Source organism: Aquimarina litoralis (assembly GCF_039523995.1).
Lineage (GTDB): Bacteria > Bacteroidota > Bacteroidia > Flavobacteriales > Flavobacteriaceae > Aquimarina > Aquimarina litoralis.
In genome coordinates this window covers 130,178-149,244 of record NZ_BAAAGE010000002.1, presented here as the reverse complement: position 1 = coordinate 149,244, position 19,067 = coordinate 130,178, and the positions used below count along the sequence as shown (strand labels likewise).

At 31.2% G+C, this 19,067-nt stretch carries 17 protein-coding genes; 12 read left to right on the top strand and 5 right to left on the bottom strand.

What is annotated here, in order from left to right; translation table 11 throughout:
* Nucleotides 1-39: 39 nt before the first annotated feature.
* Entirely contained in the window at nucleotides 40-597 is a 558-nt protein-coding gene (locus ABD077_RS09620; RefSeq protein ID WP_343912111.1) for a conjugal transfer protein TraO, read from the bottom strand.
* Nucleotides 598-872: 275 nt separating this feature from the next.
* Here ABD077_RS09620 and ABD077_RS09615 point away from each other — a divergent pair, with 275 nt between their 5' ends.
* Nucleotides 873-3,308: a TonB-dependent receptor gene (locus ABD077_RS09615; protein WP_343912110.1), complete on the top strand. Its 2,436-nt coding sequence runs from the start codon at nucleotides 873-875 to the stop codon at nucleotides 3,306-3,308.
* A 91-nt stretch (nucleotides 3,309-3,399) separates the two neighbouring features.
* Here ABD077_RS09615 and ABD077_RS09610 read toward each other — a convergent pair whose 3' ends face one another.
* Nucleotides 3,400-3,576 (bottom strand): hypothetical protein, encoded by a 177-nt coding sequence (locus ABD077_RS09610; protein WP_343912109.1) that lies wholly within the window; start codon nucleotides 3,574-3,576, stop codon nucleotides 3,400-3,402.
* A gap of 172 nt (nucleotides 3,577-3,748) precedes the next feature.
* Here ABD077_RS09610 and fumC point away from each other — a divergent pair, with 172 nt between their 5' ends.
* Nucleotides 3,749-5,146, top strand: a complete 1,398-nt coding sequence (fumC, locus tag ABD077_RS09605) for a class II fumarate hydratase (RefSeq protein ID WP_343912108.1) — start codon at nucleotides 3,749-3,751, stop codon at nucleotides 5,144-5,146.
* 699 nt (nucleotides 5,147-5,845) lie between these two features.
* Nucleotides 5,846-7,066, top strand: coding sequence for a glycosyl hydrolase family 18 protein (locus tag ABD077_RS09600; RefSeq protein WP_343912107.1), 1,221 nt, complete (start codon nucleotides 5,846-5,848; stop codon nucleotides 7,064-7,066).
* Between the two features lie 71 nt (nucleotides 7,067-7,137).
* Here ABD077_RS09600 and ABD077_RS09595 read toward each other — a convergent pair whose 3' ends face one another.
* Nucleotides 7,138-8,421 (bottom strand): cystathionine gamma-synthase family protein, encoded by a 1,284-nt coding sequence (locus ABD077_RS09595; protein WP_343912106.1) that lies wholly within the window; start codon nucleotides 8,419-8,421, stop codon nucleotides 7,138-7,140.
* A gap of 195 nt (nucleotides 8,422-8,616) precedes the next feature.
* Between ABD077_RS09595 and ABD077_RS09590 the strand changes: the two genes are divergently transcribed.
* The gene (locus ABD077_RS09590) at nucleotides 8,617-9,072 is read left to right on the top strand and encodes an Lrp/AsnC family transcriptional regulator (RefSeq protein WP_299602273.1); all 456 of its coding nucleotides are present in this window, start codon (nucleotides 8,617-8,619) and stop codon (nucleotides 9,070-9,072) included.
* 80 nt (nucleotides 9,073-9,152) lie between these two features.
* Nucleotides 9,153-10,136, top strand: coding sequence for a lipid A-modifier LpxR family protein (locus tag ABD077_RS09585; RefSeq protein WP_343912105.1), 984 nt, complete (start codon nucleotides 9,153-9,155; stop codon nucleotides 10,134-10,136).
* Nucleotides 10,137-10,150: 14 nt separating this feature from the next.
* On the opposite strand, the gene holA is transcribed toward ABD077_RS09585, so the two are convergent.
* Nucleotides 10,151-11,155 carry a DNA polymerase III subunit delta gene (gene holA / locus ABD077_RS09580; protein ID WP_343912104.1) on the bottom strand — a complete coding sequence of 335 codons (1,005 nt, stop codon included), beginning with the start codon at nucleotides 11,153-11,155 and terminating at the stop codon, nucleotides 10,151-10,153.
* Between the two features lie 26 nt (nucleotides 11,156-11,181).
* On the opposite strand from holA, the gene ABD077_RS09575 reads away from it, so the two are divergent.
* The 5 genes from ABD077_RS09575 to ABD077_RS09555 all read left to right on the top strand — a co-directional run bounded on the left by ABD077_RS09575 (nucleotide 11,182) and on the right by ABD077_RS09555 (nucleotide 14,903).
* The gene (locus ABD077_RS09575) at nucleotides 11,182-11,625 is read left to right on the top strand and encodes a type I restriction enzyme HsdR N-terminal domain-containing protein (protein ID WP_343912102.1); all 444 of its coding nucleotides are present in this window, start codon (nucleotides 11,182-11,184) and stop codon (nucleotides 11,623-11,625) included.
* Nucleotides 11,626-11,658: 33 nt separating this feature from the next.
* Entirely contained in the window at nucleotides 11,659-12,651 is a 993-nt protein-coding gene (locus ABD077_RS09570) for a glycosyltransferase family 2 protein (RefSeq protein WP_343912100.1), read from the top strand.
* Between the two features lie 101 nt (nucleotides 12,652-12,752).
* Entirely contained in the window at nucleotides 12,753-13,619 is an 867-nt protein-coding gene (locus ABD077_RS09565; protein ID WP_343912098.1) for an OmpA/MotB family protein, read from the top strand.
* A gap of 145 nt (nucleotides 13,620-13,764) precedes the next feature.
* Nucleotides 13,765-14,532 carry a DUF3108 domain-containing protein gene (locus tag ABD077_RS09560; RefSeq protein WP_343912097.1) on the top strand — a complete coding sequence of 256 codons (768 nt, stop codon included), beginning with the start codon at nucleotides 13,765-13,767 and terminating at the stop codon, nucleotides 14,530-14,532.
* Between the two features lie 2 nt (nucleotides 14,533-14,534).
* A complete protein-coding gene (locus tag ABD077_RS09555) occupies nucleotides 14,535-14,903 on the top strand; it encodes a hypothetical protein (protein ID WP_343912096.1) in 369 nt (122 codons plus the stop codon).
* A gap of 197 nt (nucleotides 14,904-15,100) precedes the next feature.
* Here the strand turns inward: ABD077_RS09555 and ABD077_RS09550 are convergent, their stop codons facing one another.
* Nucleotides 15,101-16,951 carry a glycoside hydrolase family 13 protein gene (locus tag ABD077_RS09550; RefSeq protein WP_343912095.1) on the bottom strand — a complete coding sequence of 617 codons (1,851 nt, stop codon included), beginning with the start codon at nucleotides 16,949-16,951 and terminating at the stop codon, nucleotides 15,101-15,103.
* A gap of 331 nt (nucleotides 16,952-17,282) precedes the next feature.
* Here ABD077_RS09550 and ABD077_RS09545 point away from each other — a divergent pair, with 331 nt between their 5' ends.
* Entirely contained in the window at nucleotides 17,283-18,329 is a 1,047-nt protein-coding gene (locus ABD077_RS09545; protein ID WP_343912094.1) for a sensor histidine kinase, read from the top strand.
* A complete protein-coding gene (locus tag ABD077_RS09540) occupies nucleotides 18,330-19,067 on the top strand; it encodes a LytR/AlgR family response regulator transcription factor (protein WP_343912093.1) in 738 nt (245 codons plus the stop codon).

Genomic DNA, 19,067 nt, shown 5'->3' with positions numbered 1-19,067 from the left:
TTATAATTATAAAATTTTGATAATAAAATATATCTTAATCTATTTTAATATCAGTTTTACCCCAACACCAAAATAAGGAGTCAATTCTCCTATCTCGCTATTGAAATGATATATTTCTTGTGCCTTTATATTAATAGCAACGGTAGGAATTAAAAAGATGTCTGCATCCAAACCTGCATAAGCTCCAAAAACGATTTGACTTGGTTCTATCTCTAATGTTTGACCATTTTCAAGTCTTTCATCTCCACTATTTATAACCTCACTTCCAACGGTTCCTCCTGCACCTAGAGAAAGCGCAAAAGTTCTTTTATTATTTCTAAGAATATCAAAAAAGAATCCGGCATTAAATGAATATAAGTTTACAGGCACCTTTATTTCACCAACTTCTAATTTTGTAAAATTCCCTTGAAGACCAAACTGTAAATAATCAAATTCATTTACTTTATAATCCAAAGTTGCCAAACCACCAAATCCACCATCTACATAACCTCCAGTGATTGACAATGCTGTTTTATGACTTTGACTATGCATAGAAACTGAAGATCCGATAAACAATATTATTATAAAAAGTAATTTATTTGTAAGAAGTTTTTTCATAAACCCTATTTTATCTATTTTGTGAAACTTTTTTAAAGCTTTTTTCCGCCAAATTATGTGCAAAACTAAAAAACGCTAACGGATTTTACACTATTATTATTGTAACTAAATTCTTTCAAATCCTAATAAAATTTACAATTATTACATTTTTGTTAATTCTATTTAACAGTTATCAATAATTAAACTATTGGTTTTAAACATCTTATATTATTTAACAGTGCTTTAACCGATATCCAACTGACCTAAGCATATTTTTGGTCACCTAACACAAAAACATGAGGTATATAATTTCGTTAGTATTAGTTTTTATTGCACTAGCATCTTTTGGACAACAAAAAACAATAAAAGTTACAGGAAGGGTAATTGACAAAGAAACAAATGATCCTTTAGAATATGCTACTATTTCTTTTATAAACCCCACAGAAAATAAGGTGATTACTGGAGGAATTACCGAAACTAATGGAAATTTTAGTATTGAAATTCCTGCAAGTGTATACAATGTTTCTATTGAATATATCTCATTCAAAACCGTAACACTTACTAAACGAAAACTTTTTACTAATACGAACTTAGGAACTATATCATTAGGATTGGATACAGAGTCTTTAGATGATGTTGTTGTTATTGCGGAAAAAACAACTGTAGAGATAAAACTTGACAAAAAAATCTATAACGTTGGGAAAGATCTTACTGTTAGCGGTGGTACTGTTAGTGATGTTTTAGATAATGTGCCTTCTGTTTCTGTGGATGTAGAAGGAAATGTTGCATTGCGTGGAAATGATAACGTAAGAATATTAATTAATGGTAAACCATCCGGATTGGTCGGACTCAATAGTACGGATGCGTTACGTCAATTACCAGCTGAATCTATTGAAAGAGTTGAAGTAATCACCTCTCCATCGGCTCGCTATGATGCCGAAGGAACTGCCGGAATATTAAACATTATCTTAAGAAGAAGTAAACTACAAGGATTAAATGGAGCTCTTACTGTTAATACTGGATTTCCATTACAAGCAGGAGTATCCGGTAATATTAATTATCGTACAGGAGATCTAAACTTTTTTACTACTTCAGGGTATAATTACAGGGAAGTTCCAGGTAATTCTTTATCAGAGACACGTTTTTTTAATATCGATAGAGACACAAACATAGATGAACCTGATACTTTTCTTAATGAAGAAAGAGATTTCGACAGAATTAGAAAAGGATTAAACACAAACGTAGGTGTAGAATGGTATATTAATGATTCGTCTTCTCTTACCACTTCTTTTCTTTACCGATCTAGTGATAACGAAAGTAATACCACCAATTTAATAACAGAACCAGACGAAAATGGAAACCTTTTAAGCAGTAATCTTCGTTTTGACCCCGAAGTTGAAGATGACGAAACAAAACAGTACTCCATTAACTATAATAAAGATTTTAATGATAGTGGTCATAAGCTTACTTTCGATTTTCAGATAGAGAATAGTGAGGAAATAGAAGATTCGAGAATTACTCAGGAAAATATTTCTACTATAGAACTAGTAAATACTTTGGAAAAGCAAGATCGTATTTTAATACAATCCGATTATGTACTACCTATCGGAGAAAAAACACAATTTGAACTTGGTTATAGAGGAACCTTTAATGAATTAGACACCAATTTCTTAGTAGAATTTGATGACAATGGAAACATAACTACAGACACTGATTTATCAAACAACCTTTTATTTAAAGAACAAGTAAATGCAGCTTATACTCAGTTAGGAAGTAAGACCGGAAAATTATCTTATCTTTTAGGATTACGAGTAGAAGGCACAAGAATAACAATAGACCAAAAAACAAGTAATGATTTTAACAAAAAGATTTATACAGATATATTTCCTACGATCAATCTAGGATATCAATTAACGGATAAACAAAGTTTAACACTTGGTTACAATAGAAGAATAAGAAGACCACGTTCTAGATTCATTAATCCTTTTCCATCTAGATCTAGCGCCACAAACATATTTCAAGGAAATTCAGATTTAAACCCAAGTTATTCTAATGTTTTTGATCTTGGATATCTCAATAGACTAGGAAAACTTACTTTAAATTCTTCAATCTATTATAATAGATCTACGCAAATTTTTACATTCATTGCTGAAGATACTGGAGATACCGCAATTATCGGAGATGGAACAGAAGTATCAGTGATTAGAAGGAGACCCATTAATTTATCAAGCTCTGATCGTTATGGTTTTGAATTTACATTGACCTATAGCCCAAATAGAAAATGGAGAATCAACGGTAATTTCAATGCGTTTCAAAATAGTATAAGAGGAGATTTTGATGGTCAAAATTTTGATGCAGATAACTTTAGTTGGTTCGCAAGATTAAACAATAAAATTACGTTACCTGCCAAAATAGATTGGCAAACTACAGCTTTTTATGCAGGTCCTAATGAAAATGCACAAACAAAAAGTGAAGGTTTGTTAAGTGTGAACTTAGCTTTTAGTAAAGATTTGTTTAAAGAAAAGGCTTCATTAACCTTTAATGTAAGTGATCTTTTTAACAGTAGAAAACGAAGAAGTGTTTCAACAACCGAAACCTTTGTTACAGATAGTGAATTTCAATGGAGAGAACGTAGTTTTACGTTATCATTCACCTACAGGTTTAATCAGAAAAAGAAAAGACAACGTACAAGAAATAATTTTGGCGGTGGAGATGAAGAATTCGAAGGTTAAAAATAGCGTCTTATTTAACAACTAGATATACACTAAATAAAAAAGGAAGATCAATTGATCCTCCTTTTTTACTATATAACTAATACTTTCATTATGCTTCTCCTCTAGCCTGACGCTTCGCTTCCTGTTTTAATTTGAAGTTTTCAATAGTAGCCCCAAAAATCCAATAAGGAACAACAAATGTTAATAAAAATATCATTAACCAAAATCCAATAGTTAGGATTGTTAGGAATGCTAAAAAACCAAGGTATTGATCAAATTCGAACATAATAGTAATGTAATTTCAATTTTTGCCAAAGATACTAACTCTTATATTTATCTCATAGCATAAATATGATTTATTTTTAAATCGAAATTTTAGATCAATTTCGGTAACCATTATTCCCAAAAAGCTATTCAAATTCTTAAATTTGCCGTTCGAAAAACAAATCATCATAGCTATGGAATATAGAATAGAGAAAGATACGATGGGCGAAGTAAAGGTGCCTGCTGATAAACTATGGGGAGCACAAACAGAACGTTCCAGAAATAATTTTAGAATAGGAGCACCAGGTTCAATGCCATTAGAAATTGTATATGGATTTGCCTATTTAAAAAAGGCCGCTGCATTTACAAACTGTGAATTAGGAGTATTACCAATAGAAAAAAGAGATCTTATTGCACAGGTATGTGATGAAATTTTAGAAGGAAAACATGATGATCAATTTCCATTAGTAATTTGGCAAACTGGTTCGGGTACGCAAAGTAACATGAATGTAAATGAAGTTATTGCGAATCGTGCTCATCAAATAGCTGGAAAAACAATCGGAGAAGGAGAAAAAACTATTCAACCTAATGATGATGTAAACAAATCGCAATCATCTAATGACACCTTCCCTACTGGAATGCATATTGCCGCTTACAAGAAGATATTGGAAGTTACTATTCCTGGGATTACTCAACTAAGAGATACTTTAAAAAAGAAATCAGAAGCTTTTAAAGATGTAGTAAAAATCGGTAGAACACATTTTATGGATGCTACTCCTCTTACTATTGGTCAGGAATTATCTGGATACGTTTCTCAATTAGATCACGGGCTTAAGGCTTTAGAAAATACCTTACCTCATTTAGCCGAAATTGCTTTAGGAGGAACTGCTGTTGGTACAGGTTTAAATACACCAAAAGGATATGCAAAAAGAGTATCAGAATTTATCGCTCAGTTTACTGGTCTTCCTTTTGTAACTGCAGAAAATAAATTTGAAGCACTTGCAGCTCACGACGCTTTTGTAGAAACTCATGGTGCATTAAAACAAATCGCAGTATCACTTAATAAAATAGGAAACGACATTCGTATGTTAGCTTCTGGACCAAGAAGTGGAATTGGAGAACTAATTATTCCTGCCAACGAACCAGGAAGTTCTATTATGCCAGGAAAAGTAAACCCTACACAATGTGAAGCATTAACAATGGTATGTGCACAAGTAATGGGTAACGATGTTGCTATTAATGTTGGAGGAATGCAAGGTCATTTCGAACTTAATGTGTTTAAACCTGTAATGGCTGCCAATTTGTTACAAAGTGCTCAATTAATAGGAGATGCTTGCGTTTCTTTTGAAGAACACTGTGCTCAAGGTATCGAGCCTAATCAGGCAAGAATTACTGAATTATTAAATAATTCATTGATGTTAGTAACAGCATTAAATACCAAGATTGGATATTATAAAGCTGCAGAAATTGCCAATACAGCACATAAAAATGGAACTACACTAAAACAAGAAGCCATTGCTTTAGGATATGTTACCGAAACTGAATTTGATGAATGGGTAAAACCTGAAGATATGGTAGGTGCTATGAAATAATTAATTTCTTATCCTAAAGAATTAAAAAAACCGAATGTAAAAACATTCGGTTTTTTTGTCCCCACTATTATAACTAACTATTAGAATTTCCCCCAAAATTCTAATAAATTGTTTCTTCCTTTTTTAAATACCAGATTTATCTGTGTATTGCGTGGCTACAAGCCTTAGGAAGTTCTCTTAAAAATTTTTTTAAAAACTTGAAATTAATACGAAATGGTTTCATAATATCTTGTGTAAAGTTGTTTAATAGAATTTGGATTTTTAATTGGTGTAAAACTAACTGCTCTAATGATCCTGCGAAATACGTGAAAACACTTGAATTTCGTCTTTACTTATAATTTGCCTCTTATTATCTATGAATAGCGTGGCTGCTAGCTTTAGGAAGTTCTTGTAAAAAATCTAAAATAAAACGAAAGTTAATGCCTAATAAGTTCATAATATTATCTGTGTAAATGGTGAATATCTCTTTATTTATATTTCTGGTACAAATATACTTCAGGAAAACACACAGCACAATGGGGGAAAACACCCGAAATTCATAGTGAGAATCCCCCTAACTAAATTAAAATACTGAAAATCAAACTGTTAAAAATATTTTGTGATTATAAAAAAACAAGATTTATTATCTAAACTTTAATACTATCTTTAAAGTAACAATCATATCAACCAAAGTGAACTACTAAAACTAAGATCTAAAAAATGAAGCAGTTATTTCTTCTATTACTTTTAGCATTGTTATTAATCGGATGTAATCAGAATAAATCAGAAGAAGCCAAAACTGATTTAGAAAACCCTAACTATATAAGTCATCGTAATTTATTAAACACTGAATTCTCAAAACATAATTTCAAAACCGAAAAACAGTGGGATAGTTTACAGAATATATCAATTAAAAAGAAAAATCATCCCAAGAGTAAACTGCTTCCAGGTGTACGAACCTTTGGATGGCATATCTATCCAAATGGATCAGTGTACAAAAATTATAATTTCTCCTTGTTATGGGGTGTCTCCTATTTTTCTTATGAAATACAACCCAAAACTGGAAGTTATAAGAACATTCATCAGTGGAAAACTACTGCTCTTATAGATAGTGCGAAAACGAAAGGGTGTAAAGTTTTTTTATCTGTTTCGAACTTTGGAGCTAGAAACAATCGTATTTTCTTAGAAAACAAAAAAGCTCAAAAAGTATTAGGTGACAGTTTAGCGGTTCTATTGAATCAACGATCTGCAAATGGAATAAATATTGATTTTGAAGGCGTTTCTAGAAAAAATAGAAAGCAATTCTCTCAATTTATTATCAATATTTCTAAACATTTGAAAGAAGTAGATCCAAACTACCAAGTTTCTTTATGTCTTTATGCAAAAGATTGGAATGATATTTTTGATATCAATACAATAGATGAATCCATTGATTTTTATACTTTAATGGGATATGACTACTTTGGCAGTTTTAGCAAAATTACGGGTCCTGTTACTCCATTTACAAAAACTAAAAAATTTGGCAAAGGATTACAATCTTCTATTGATTATTATCATAACAAAGGGGTACGTTTTGACAAACTCATTGTAGGATTGCCTTATTATGGTGCAGAATGGTATACGAAAAAACAAAAAATAGGAAGTCCAGTTAATACATTTAAATCGCATCCGCGCTATCATACTATTAAAAGTACCTATATAGATTCATTACAGATTCCTGTACAATTTGATCCTAAAAGCTCTTCTAGTTATATCGTTATGAAAGATTTTAATAATGAAGAATACAGACAGCTCTTTTTTGAGGATGTAAAATCTTTATCCATAAAATATGATTGGATTAAAGAAAAAAAGATTTCTGGTATTGGAATTTGGGCTTTGGGGTATGATGACGGATACGAGGAATTGTGGGATTTGATAGCAGAAAAATTTTCTGAAAAATAAATCTGAATTAAATTAAAAATGCTCAGATGATTCATCTGAGCATTCTCTATATAGTAATATCGAATTATATGTTATGCTGTTTCTACGGCTAATGCTGTATTTTCTTCTACTTTTTCTAATGCTTGTTCAAGATCCCAGATTAAATCATCTGCGCTCTCTACACCAATAGATAATCGCACCAACTGATCTGTAATATTCATTTGTTGTCGTTGTTGCTCATCCACTCCTGCATGTGTCATTGTTTTAGGATGTTCTGCCAAGCTCTCTGTACTTCCTAAACTTACTGCAAGTTTCATCAATTTCAGATTGTTCAGGAACATAAAAGCTTCTTTTTCTCCACCTACGATATCAAAAGATACCATAGCACCAGGAGCAGAACATTGTTTCTTATAAGTACCATGCGCTTCGGTTCCTTCTTCTAACAAACCTAAATAATAAACTTTCTTAACTTTGGGATGCATGTTTAGATAATTTGCTACAACTTGTGCATTCTTAGTCTGTTGATCCATTCGTACTTTTAAAGTCTCCAAACTTCTTAGCATCAGCCAAGCTGTATGAGGGCTAACCATATTACCTAAAAACGTTCTTAGTGTTTTTACACGAACCATTAATTCAGCATTTCCCAACACCGCACCTGCAATTAAATCACTATGCCCTCCAATATATTTAGTTGCTGAATACAATACTAAATCTGCACCACATTGCAAAGGATGCTGCCATAACGGTCCCATATAGGTATTATCCACAGCTACTAATGCTTTTTTATCTTCTGAACTATATTTAGAAGCGATTTGACTAAACTTACTAATATCTACAATATCATTTGTAGGATTGGCAGGTGTTTCTAAATAAATCATCGCCAACCTATCAGCCTTACCAGATGCATCGATCATCTTTTCTACTTCTTCAATACTCTGATTGGGCATAACACCAATCGTATGCACTCCTATTTTATCTAAGAAATGATGTATAAAATGATCTGTTCCTCCATATACTGGATTGCTATATACTAATAAGTCACCAGGTTTTAAAAACTCTAACAAAACAGTGCTTATCGCAGACATACCACTTTCGAAAACAGCACAGTCGTCTGCTTTATCCCAAAGACATAATCTATTTTCTAATATTTCTAAGTTTGGATTATTAATTCGACTATAAATTAAACCCAATTCTTCTTTTTCAGATTTTTCTCTTAAGCCATAAGCTAATTCGAAAAAAGCTTTTCCCTCTTCTGCCGTTTTAAAAACAAAAGTGGACGTTTGAAAAATTGGACACTTTATTGCTCCTTCAGATAATTCAGGTTTATAACCATATGTCATCATTAAGCTTTCCGGACTAAAATCATGTTCGTTCATCTGTAGATACCTTTTCTATTATTGATACATCTATTAAAAAGAAATATTACTACTTCTTAGCTGTATAAAATTATCAAATAAAGAAATAAAACCCATAAATACACATATATTTAGAATTAAAAATAAATTAAATATAATTTAAAGGAATAATATTCTATTTTTAACACAAAAAACATCTCTTACTAGAAAAAAAATATGGATAAAATAGATCGATCAATCCTGAACTTATTACAGAAAAATGGTAAAATTACCATCAAGGAGATTGCTGAGCGACTAAACCTTACTACTACTCCAATATTCGAACGAGTAAAAAAACTAGAAAAAGAAGGTTATATAAAATCGTATAAAGCGATACTCGATAGAAAAAAGGCAGGGTTACAACTTATGGTATTCTGTAATGTTACCTTAAACCTGCATCAAACAGATTATCTTAAAAAATTTGAGAAGGATATTCAACAATTTCCTGAAGTTGTAGAGTGTTATCATGTTGCTGGAATGTTTGACTACCTTATTAAAATCTATGCAAAGGATATGGAAAGTTACCAACACTTCCTTTCTAACAAATTAGCATCTTTAGAGAATATTTCTAAGGTACAGAGCTCCTTCGTAATGACAGAGGTAAAAGACTTTTCTTTTCTCCCAATTCCTTAAACTATTATATAAACGTTAAAATACAAACTCAAAAATAGAATGATTTATACCTTTGTTTGCTAGATACACCTTTTATTACAATGAATTCAAAAGTTCCTTTTCTTTTACTTTTTACTTTTATTAATATTTTATCTGCTCAAGATGATACAGAACCTCAAAAAATGACTTTTCATTCCGAAACAAAAGTCGTTATTGACAATGATATCTTCGCAGTTTTCAGAGATTCTGACAGATATTATTCTTATGGAATTGGATTAGAATACGCTTTCAAAAAGGAAAAATTCTTAGGCTTACAAAAATTATTTAAAACCAAAAAAAACGTTTTCTATTCAATAGGCTTAAAAATAGAAGGTTACACACCTTCTGGAGTTCGCGAATTTGCTTTAACACCTGAAATTGAAGATCGAGATGATTTTGATCGTCCATTTGCAGGATTATTATATGCAACCCTTGGCGCTACTTATGTTTTTGAAAGATCTTTCGTGAAATCAGAAGTTTTAACAGGTATCATTGGACCTTCATCGCAGGTGGGAGCAATACAAGATTGGTTCCATGAAAATATCACTGGAGATCCTATCTATGATGGTTGGCAATTTCAATTAGAAAATCAATTTATCTTAAATTTTAAAAGTTCTTTACTATATGATTTCAATCCTTCTGCCAAATGGTTTCATATCTATGCAGGAGGAACAGCACATCTAGGGAATTTATACATAAGGGCTGCACCTATTGCAGGTTTTAGAATCGGTAAATACAGAAGTATTACAGAGTCTAGCGGTTTTCATAATTCTATATTACTACCGAAGAAAAATTCCGAACTATTTTTCAAATTTAATGTAGAAACTCGTTTTGTAGCTTATAATGCAACCATACAAGGAAATATATTCGACGACAAAGCATATGGAGTGGATGAGCTTAACAATATTTCATGGCATCTTAGTAGTGGATTATTCTATTCTTTGAATAGATTCTCAATCAACTTCATCTATTTATGGTCAACAGGAGTATTAAATGATACTGAAAATCATGGATATGGAACATTTAACGTAGCATACAGATTTTAAGAGCATAAAAGAAACTATCCCATGATTTTTACCAAAAGTTCTTTTAGAATATCTCCTGGAGGAAGACTTGCTGCCCCTACTCCTTTACTCTTTACATCAGCTTCTCTAAGAAGTGCGATAATCTGACTCACTTTTTTCATTGGATAATTTCTACTAGCATCAGAATAGTCACTAACAAAATAAGGGTTTATTTTTAATGCACTGGCTACACTACGCTGTGATTTATCTGCTAAACCATGATATTGTAGCACCTGGGAGAAAAAACTATACAGTAACGAAATAGTAACTACCAGTGGATTATCCTTTGGGTTCTGAGCAAAATAATTGATAATTCTATGTGCTTTAACAATATCTCGGGTTCCTATCGCCTTTCGAAGTTCGAAATTATTGAACTCCTTACTAATCCCAATATTCTCCTCTATTTGATCCGCCGTAATGGGTTGACCTTTAGGGATGATTAATTTTAACTTCTCTAATTCATTATTGATCTTGTTGAGATCAGTTCCTAAAAACTCTACTAACATTTGTGATGCTTTAGGGTCTATGGTATATTTAGATCCCGATAACACTCTTCTAATCCAATCTGCAACCTGATTTTCGTACAATTTCTTGCTTTCGTAGATCACACCATTTTTAGCAACAATTTTATATAACTTCTTTCTCTTATCTATCTTCTTGTACTTATAACAAACGACTAAAACCGTTGTCATTTGGGGATTCTCAGCATAGTCTGCTAATTTTTCTATTGTTCTTGACAGATCTTGAGCTTCCTTTACAATAACTACCTGTCGTTCTGCCATCATAGGATATCGTTTTGCATTAGAAACGATATCATCAATGGTAACATCGCGGCCATATAAAACCATTTGATTAAATCCTTTCTCTTCTTCTGCTAAAACATTTTTATCGATATACTCAGAAATCTTATCTATGTAATAAGGTTCCTCTCCCATTAGAAAATAGATAGGTTTAATGTTTCCACTTTTTATATCGCTTACGATCTGTTTTACTTCATCCATTCAGAAAAAATCATCAAATTTGTGGTATGCAAAAGCTTAATTTTCCAGCATATCAATTTCGATTCAAAAGTAGCGAAAATAAAATTTCTATTTTCGACAGAATTCGCAAAAAATTCATCATTCTTAATCCTGAAGAATGGGTTCGACAGCATACTATTCAGTATCTAATAGAAAACAAAAAATACCCGGAAAGCTTGATTAATGTAGAGAAACTAATTAAGGTAAATGATTTAAATAAGCGTTATGATATTATCATTTTTAATCCAGATGGTAGTATTTATTTAATCATAGAATGTAAATCCCCAACTGTAAAAATTACACAGCAAGTTTTTGATCAAATCGCTCGTTACAATCTGGCGCTTAATGCAGAATATCTGATGATCACGAATGGGATGAATCATTATTATTGTCAGATGGATTATACGGAAAAACAGTATAGTTTCTTAAAGGATATTCCTGATTATAAATAGTTATTTAGTATTATTTCTTTTTAATTTGCACCTGTGAAAATAGCTATCGTCATATTAAATTGGAATGGACGCTCCTTATTAGAGCAATTTCTACCTTCGGTTTTAAAATATTCTAAAGAAGCAAAAGTCTATGTCGCTGACAATGCATCTACTGATGATTCAGTAAACTACTTGCATACTTCTTTTCCAGAAGTCACCGTTGTACAAAACGAAGTAAATGGAGGTTATGCTAAAGGTTATAATGACGCGTTAACAAAAATTGATGCAGATATCTACTGTTTATTAAATAGTGATGTAGAAGTTTCCGAGGGTTGGCTTACTCCAGTTATTAATACCTTTAAAGCTTCTGAAAAGGTTGCAGCAGTTCAACCTAAAATTCTTGATTACAAGAAGAAAAATTACTTTGAATATGCAGGGGCCGCTGGTGGATTTATTGATCAATTTGGATATCCATACTGTCGCGGAAGAATTTTTGACACCCTAGAAGAAGATAAAGGACAATATGATGATGATCTGGAAATATTTTGGGCTAGCGGAGCTTGTCTTTTTATTAGGCGAAATGTTTTCGAAGAAATGGAAGGTTTAGATGAAGATTTTTTTGCACATCAAGAAGAGATAGATCTCTGTTGGCGAATACAAAATAGTGGTTATCAGATCAAATATGTAGGACAGTCTAAAGTATTCCATTTAGGTGGCGCTACACTCGATGTCATGAATCCACGAAAAACATTTCTTAATTTCAGAAATAATTTATTAATGATTCTAAAAAATACTTCTGGAATGTATGGCTGGTTCATTATATTTGCAAGACTTTTGTTAGATGGAATCGCAGCTTTAAAATTTGTATTTGAAGGAAAAACCTCTCATTGCCTAGCAATTCTTAAAGCACATTTCAGCTTTTACAAAAAACTGCCAACTTTTGTTAAAAAACGCAAAAAATCAGGGGCTAAAAGGAAATATTATACTATTTCTTCCGTTGTATGGCAGTATTATATCTTGAATAAAAAACTATTTAACCATTTGTAAGGTTATATTGATTAAATAATTGTTAATACAATGACATTACGTCACAATTTTAATAATTTTGAGTCTCTATAACCAGAATAAGACTAAAAACACGTTTTCTAATGAAAAAAGCAATGATTATCGGAGCTTCTATGGCTGTTTTATTATCTTCTTGTGTATCACAGAAGAAATTTGCAGATCTAGAGGCTAAACAAAAAGAAACACAAGATTTATTAAATACAGCCACAGTAAAATTAAATAGCTGTTTAGAAGAAAAAGCTAGCGAGAGTTCTGAACTTAAGGTTTTAAGAGATCAAGTAAACAATCTTAAAAACCAAAATTCTGCTTTATTAAATAATGTTGGTAATCTTGCAACTTTATCAACGAAAGAAGCAGAAAACTTAGAAAGATCTTTAGAAAGCATTAAAGAAAAAGATCTTCAGATCAAGACTATGAACGACGCTTTAAATAAGAAAGATTCTGTTACACTTGCCTTGGTTACAAGTTTAAAAGGAGCACTTGGAAATTTAGCAGATGAAGATATTGAGGTAAATGTAGAAAAAGGTGTAGTATATGTTTCTATTTCTGATAAACTTTTATTTAAGAGTGGAAGCTACAACGTTTCTACCAGAGCGAAAGAAGTATTAGGAAAAGTAGCTAAAGTAGTTAATGACAAACCAGACATCGAATTTTTAGTAGAAGGACATACTGATAATGTACCTATTAAAAACAAAGTTTTATTAGATAACTGGGATCTAAGTGTAAAAAGAGCTACATCTGTTGTAAGAGTTTTACAAAATGAATTTGGTGTAGATCCAAAGAGAATGACTGCTGCAGGACGTAGTTATTACATTCCAGTAGCTGATAACTCTTCGGCTGCTAACAGATCTAAAAACAGACGTACTAGAATAGTTGTACTACCTAAGCTTGATCAATTCTACAATATGATAGAAGATGGTATGAAAAAAGCTACTGAAGGTGGTAACTAAGAAATAATAAAATATTTTTGAAAAAGGGTTAATCGTTACGTTAACCCTTTTTTTAATTTTGTAGAAAACAAATTGGTATAAAAATTGAATCTAAATCAACTAAAAATCTAATTATTTAGAGATCAATTCATATATATAAAATATAATGAGAAAATTATCTATCCTCGTACTTTTTCTTTCTTTTATTACGGCAAATGCACAAAATAAATCCAATACTTCTATTGGAGAAAATGAAAAATTAGTATATACCGCTTCTTATAATATGTCTGGCTTATTAACCAACTTAGCTCAGGTAACCATGCAAACAACGAGAGTAAATACTGGAAAGAGTAATTACCTGCGTTTAAAATGTAATGCTGCTACATATTCTAAGTGGGATTCTTTTTTTAAGATCAGAGATGTATATGAAGCTTATGTAAATCCAAGCAACTTGAAACCTTATTTATACAAAAGGGATATCAATGAAGGTGGTTACATCAAAAAAGAGAAATATGTTTATAGTTATAAGAAAAAAACTATAAAAGCTACCATGCAAAAGAAAAAGGAACCTAATACCAAAACACTAAAAATGGGTTCTAACACCTATGATGTGGTTTCTACTTTATATCATATCCGTAACATGGATATTGAAAAGGCTCCTGTTGATACGAATCAAAAAATAACCATATTGTTTGATAGAAAACCTCAAACTGCATATCTAAAACTGCTTGGTAAAGAAACCATCAATACCAAAACAATGGGTAGTAAAGAATGTTATAAAATAGCTGTAAATAATAACACGCTTAAAGGAACGAATAAAAATATTGTATATCTTACCGCAGATGCGAATAAGGTTCCCGTACTAATTAAATTTAGTATTCCGGCTGGTACAGGTCAACTAACCTTAACTCAGGCTTCTGGTTTAAAAAATTAATCATGAGAATTATATTATTATCAGTTGCAGCAATTGCAGCTTTTCTAGGTATTATTATGGCAATACTTCCTTTTGGAACTATTGGAGTTTTACCAGGAGTTGTTGCTCTTATCGCTGGATTTGGAGCTTATTATTTCTCTAAAAAAAATGATAAGCCTCAAAAATTATCAATACTCTTTCTAACAATAGGAGTATTAGTAGCTGTAGCTAGTGGTTCTAAATCCTTTTGGGTAAAAGATGAAGTTGCTGTGGATACTGAGTTTCAACAGAAGGAAGAACAAAGTAAAGAAGAGGCTATCGAAGACCTCAAGGAAATTGAAAGCGAGTTAGAAGAAATTGAAGGAGATCTCGAGGAAATAGAATCTGAATAAATCATCGTCATGATAATGAAGATACATTTGCATTACCTCTTCTTATGCTAGATATTTTGTTATATCATCTATAATTATTTAATGATTGCATATATGAATTCAACTTCTGAAAATTTTGTTTAGGATTTTCAGAAGCTGACTTTATACATATAAAGATTCGTTTTTAAAACTCTCACATACTTCTCTAATAGAATTTACTATTTCGTAAGTTCTATAATCAACGCAGAATTTTTGGATATTGCTATGTGATCAAGATTATCAATCAACTTATCATTTATGATATCCTTTCCACCGTTATAGCCCTTTAAGGACTTTTCAAAACGTTTTAAATCAAAATCATTATAATTTTTGTTGCTATTATTTATGATGATCATGGTGTTTTCGGTTTCTGTATATCTAAAATATACATACACATTATCCCTAGGTTGATAATGAGTTAGTTTTCCATTATGTATGGAGGATGCTGTTTTTCTCCAATTTAGAATTGTTTTGATATAGTTAAATACTGCTTCTTCTTCAACTGTTCTGCCCTCTTTTGTAAAAGCATTTCTTTTATCATTTTTCCAGCCACCAGGAAAATCTTGTCTTACTTTTCCATCGGGACGTTTATTTTTCATTAAAATCTCATCTCCATAATAAATTTGAGGTATTCCTCGTGTAGTTAAAGTGAAAACCATACTAAGTTTTAGCTTGTCTACATTTTCATCCAATAGAGCTAATAAACGATCAACATCATGATTGCCATTGAAAACTTTATTATTTGCAGCATTTCCGTATACGAAATCCTCTGCTAAGGTCTTATACAACTCTGATACGTCACCATCTTTCCCAAAAGCTCTGATTATAGAATAATACAAAGCATAATCACTAATGCTACTAACATGAGGAGTATATCCATCTCTATTTGGCTTATCATTATTCCAATATGACAAATAAGAAGCTCTTTCAGCCCAAGTTTCCGCGACCATATAAAAACCTGGGTATTCTGCAGTCAACGCTTTCATCCACTTAGACATAGCATGCTTATTTGGGTACGGATAAGTATCTAATCTTATTCCATCAATACCAGCATAAGTAACCCACCAAATAGAATTTTGTATCATATAGGTTTCTAAAAACGTGTTCTCTAGATTCAGGTCTGGTAGGTTCTTATCAAACCAACCTCTAGTTAATAGTTCATAATCATCAGAAGATACATATGGATCAGAAGAAGCAATATTGGTAAAATTACTCCTTGTAAAAGTATCCCATTGATTTAACCAATCTTTAGACGGCAAATCATTCATCCACCAATGTCCAGAACCGCAATGATTAAACACCTGATCCATAATCACTTTCATTCCTTTTTTATGAGAAACATCTACAATTTTTTTATAATCTTCATTAGTTCCAAAACGCGTATCCGTTTTATAAAAATCAGAGATTCCATATCCATGATAGGAATAAGCAGGTTGATCATTTTCTAAAACTGGATTCAACCATATTGTGGTAGCTCCTAATTCTTCTATATATGCTAAGTTGTCTAAAACACCTTGTAAATCTCCTCCATGTCTTCCGTTTTCATTATATCTATCTACTTTTTCCAAGGTATCATCTGTAGAATCATTGGTTATATCTCCATTTGCAAAACGATCTGGAGTAATAAGGTATATAACGTCTTCTGATGTAACTGCCTGACCATTTTGAGCTCTTTGAGGTTTTGGTTTTAGTTCATATACATATTTAAAACTTTCTTTTCCTTTTGTGAATTTTATAATTACATTTCCTGGTGTAGCATTCTTTGAAATCGTAAGGTTTAAAAAAAGATAATTCTTATTAGCCACCTTATTTACACTTTTTAATTCAACATTTTTATTCGGTATTAAAACATCAAAATCAGCTATATTTTTCCCGTGTATCAATAGTTGTACATCAGAATTTACCATGTCTACCCACCAAAAAGGAGGTTCTACATGATCCAGTTGTTTTACCTTTTGGGATAAAATACTTATAGAGACCAATAATAGTGTACTCAACGAAAGAAGAGTTTTCTTTGAAAAAGTTTTCATCGTTTATAAATTGTTTTAGTACTCAAAAGAAATAGATCAGTCCAGCTTCAAAACAACAGTTATGATCATTCATTTCAAGCGAAGTTTTTAATTATTTTATCTTCAATAAATGAGCTATATAAACTATTATCAATTTTGTTATACGAATGATTTTATGAGAGAGACAGAAAACTACGAATCCTATATGTATTATAAACCATATATTATTTTAGTTGAATCTTGAGAAAGAGCTGTTGTTTGTATAAGATTAAAGGTTATCCGTACTGATTTTTATTAAATCTTTGATTTTTTTTAGATTTTAGTTTATAAGTTCAAATGAAATATGAGGCATATGCTGATAAAAAAAATATTTTCCAATAAGATTCTTAGACATATTCTTTATTGGATTGGTTTAATCATATTTTTTGGTATTACCTGGGGTACTTACGATAATGACTACGCAAGATCATTCACTATACAAACATTTAGCTTGCCCGCAAGAATGTTATTGGTTTATATCACCATTTATGTATTACTACCTAAGTTTTTTAAAACGAAAAGATTTGTACTATTTATTATATTCTATGTTATCACCTTATTAGTTGTTAGCACCTGTATTCAAAGACCAATCATCTACTTTTATGTACAACCAAACTACCTTCCTGGATGGCAAAGTGAAGGATACTTTACTATTACTGAACTGGTAAATACTATTTTAGATGTAAATATTGCTGTATTAGTTCCGTTAGGGATTGTTTTTTTTAGATTTTACTATAATGCACAACAAAAAACACTAGAATTAGAAAAAGAAAAAATCGAAGCCGAACTTATACAACTACGCAATCAAGTACATCCGCATTTTTTATTCAATACACTTAATAATCTCTATGCACTGATACTTAAGAAATCAAATGATGCGGAGACCGCTGTTTTAAAACTATCTAAACTAATGAGATATATGCTGTATGAGGCTAATACTCAAAAGGTTTCTCTTAGTAAAGAAATAGATTATTTAAAAAATTACGTGGATCTGGAAAAATTAAGGTTTGGTAATTTTGTAGAAATTAGTTTTCATTCTGAAATGGATAACGATTATCAAATTGTTCCTTTTTTATTAATTCCTTTTGTAGAAAACGCGTTTAAACATGGAACTTCTTCTTCAGAAAAATCATGGATTGTAATGCATCTAAATGCAAAACAAAATGAGTTGATTATGCAAATTGAGAATTCAAAATTCCCTGATCATAATACCGAAGAAGAATTTATTGGTGGGATTGGCTTCAAAAATGTAAAAAAGAGATTAGATTTACTATATGCTGACAACTATTCTTTGCACATAGAAGATAATAATCAATCCTTTGAAGTAGTCTTAAAATTAAATTTTACGTATCAATCTTAGATGAATCCAAAAATTAAATGTCTTATCGTAGATGATGAACCGCTAGCTCGAGAAATCATTGAGAATTATATTGCTAGAATAGATCAACTAGAATTAGTAAAATCTTGCGCAAATGCTTTGGAGGCATTTCATAGTATTACCAATAGCGATATAGATCTAATTTTCTTAGATATTCAAATGCCTAATCTAACCGGGATCGATTTTTTAAAAGACATCCAGCCTATACCAAACGTGATTTTTACAACTGCCTATAGTGATTATGCGGTAGATGCCTTTAATCTAGAAGCGATCGATTACCTGTTAAAACCTATCGAATTTTCTAGATTTTTAAAAGCCATTAACAAAGTACTTAAACTTTCTAAAAAAGATACTACTAAAACTAATACCTTCGAGACGAATAACGCGAATATCTTAAGTGATTACAATACTACTTTTATATATCTAAAGGTTGAAAAGCAGATGCAAAAAATTTTCCTGAAAGATATTTTATATATAGAAAGTCTGAAAAACTATATAAAAGTAAAAACACTAGAAAGAGAAATTATCGCGTACAAAAGCATTAGTCATATGGAAAGTATTCTTCCTGTTAGCAAATTTCTTAGAGTACACCGTTCTTTTATAATCGCAATAGATCATATAAACTCTTTCTCTACTAGCGAAATAGAACTTAGAGGTCTAAAAATACCTGTTGGTAGAAACTATAAATCCATAGTTAAAGAAACTCTTGGATACTTTTAA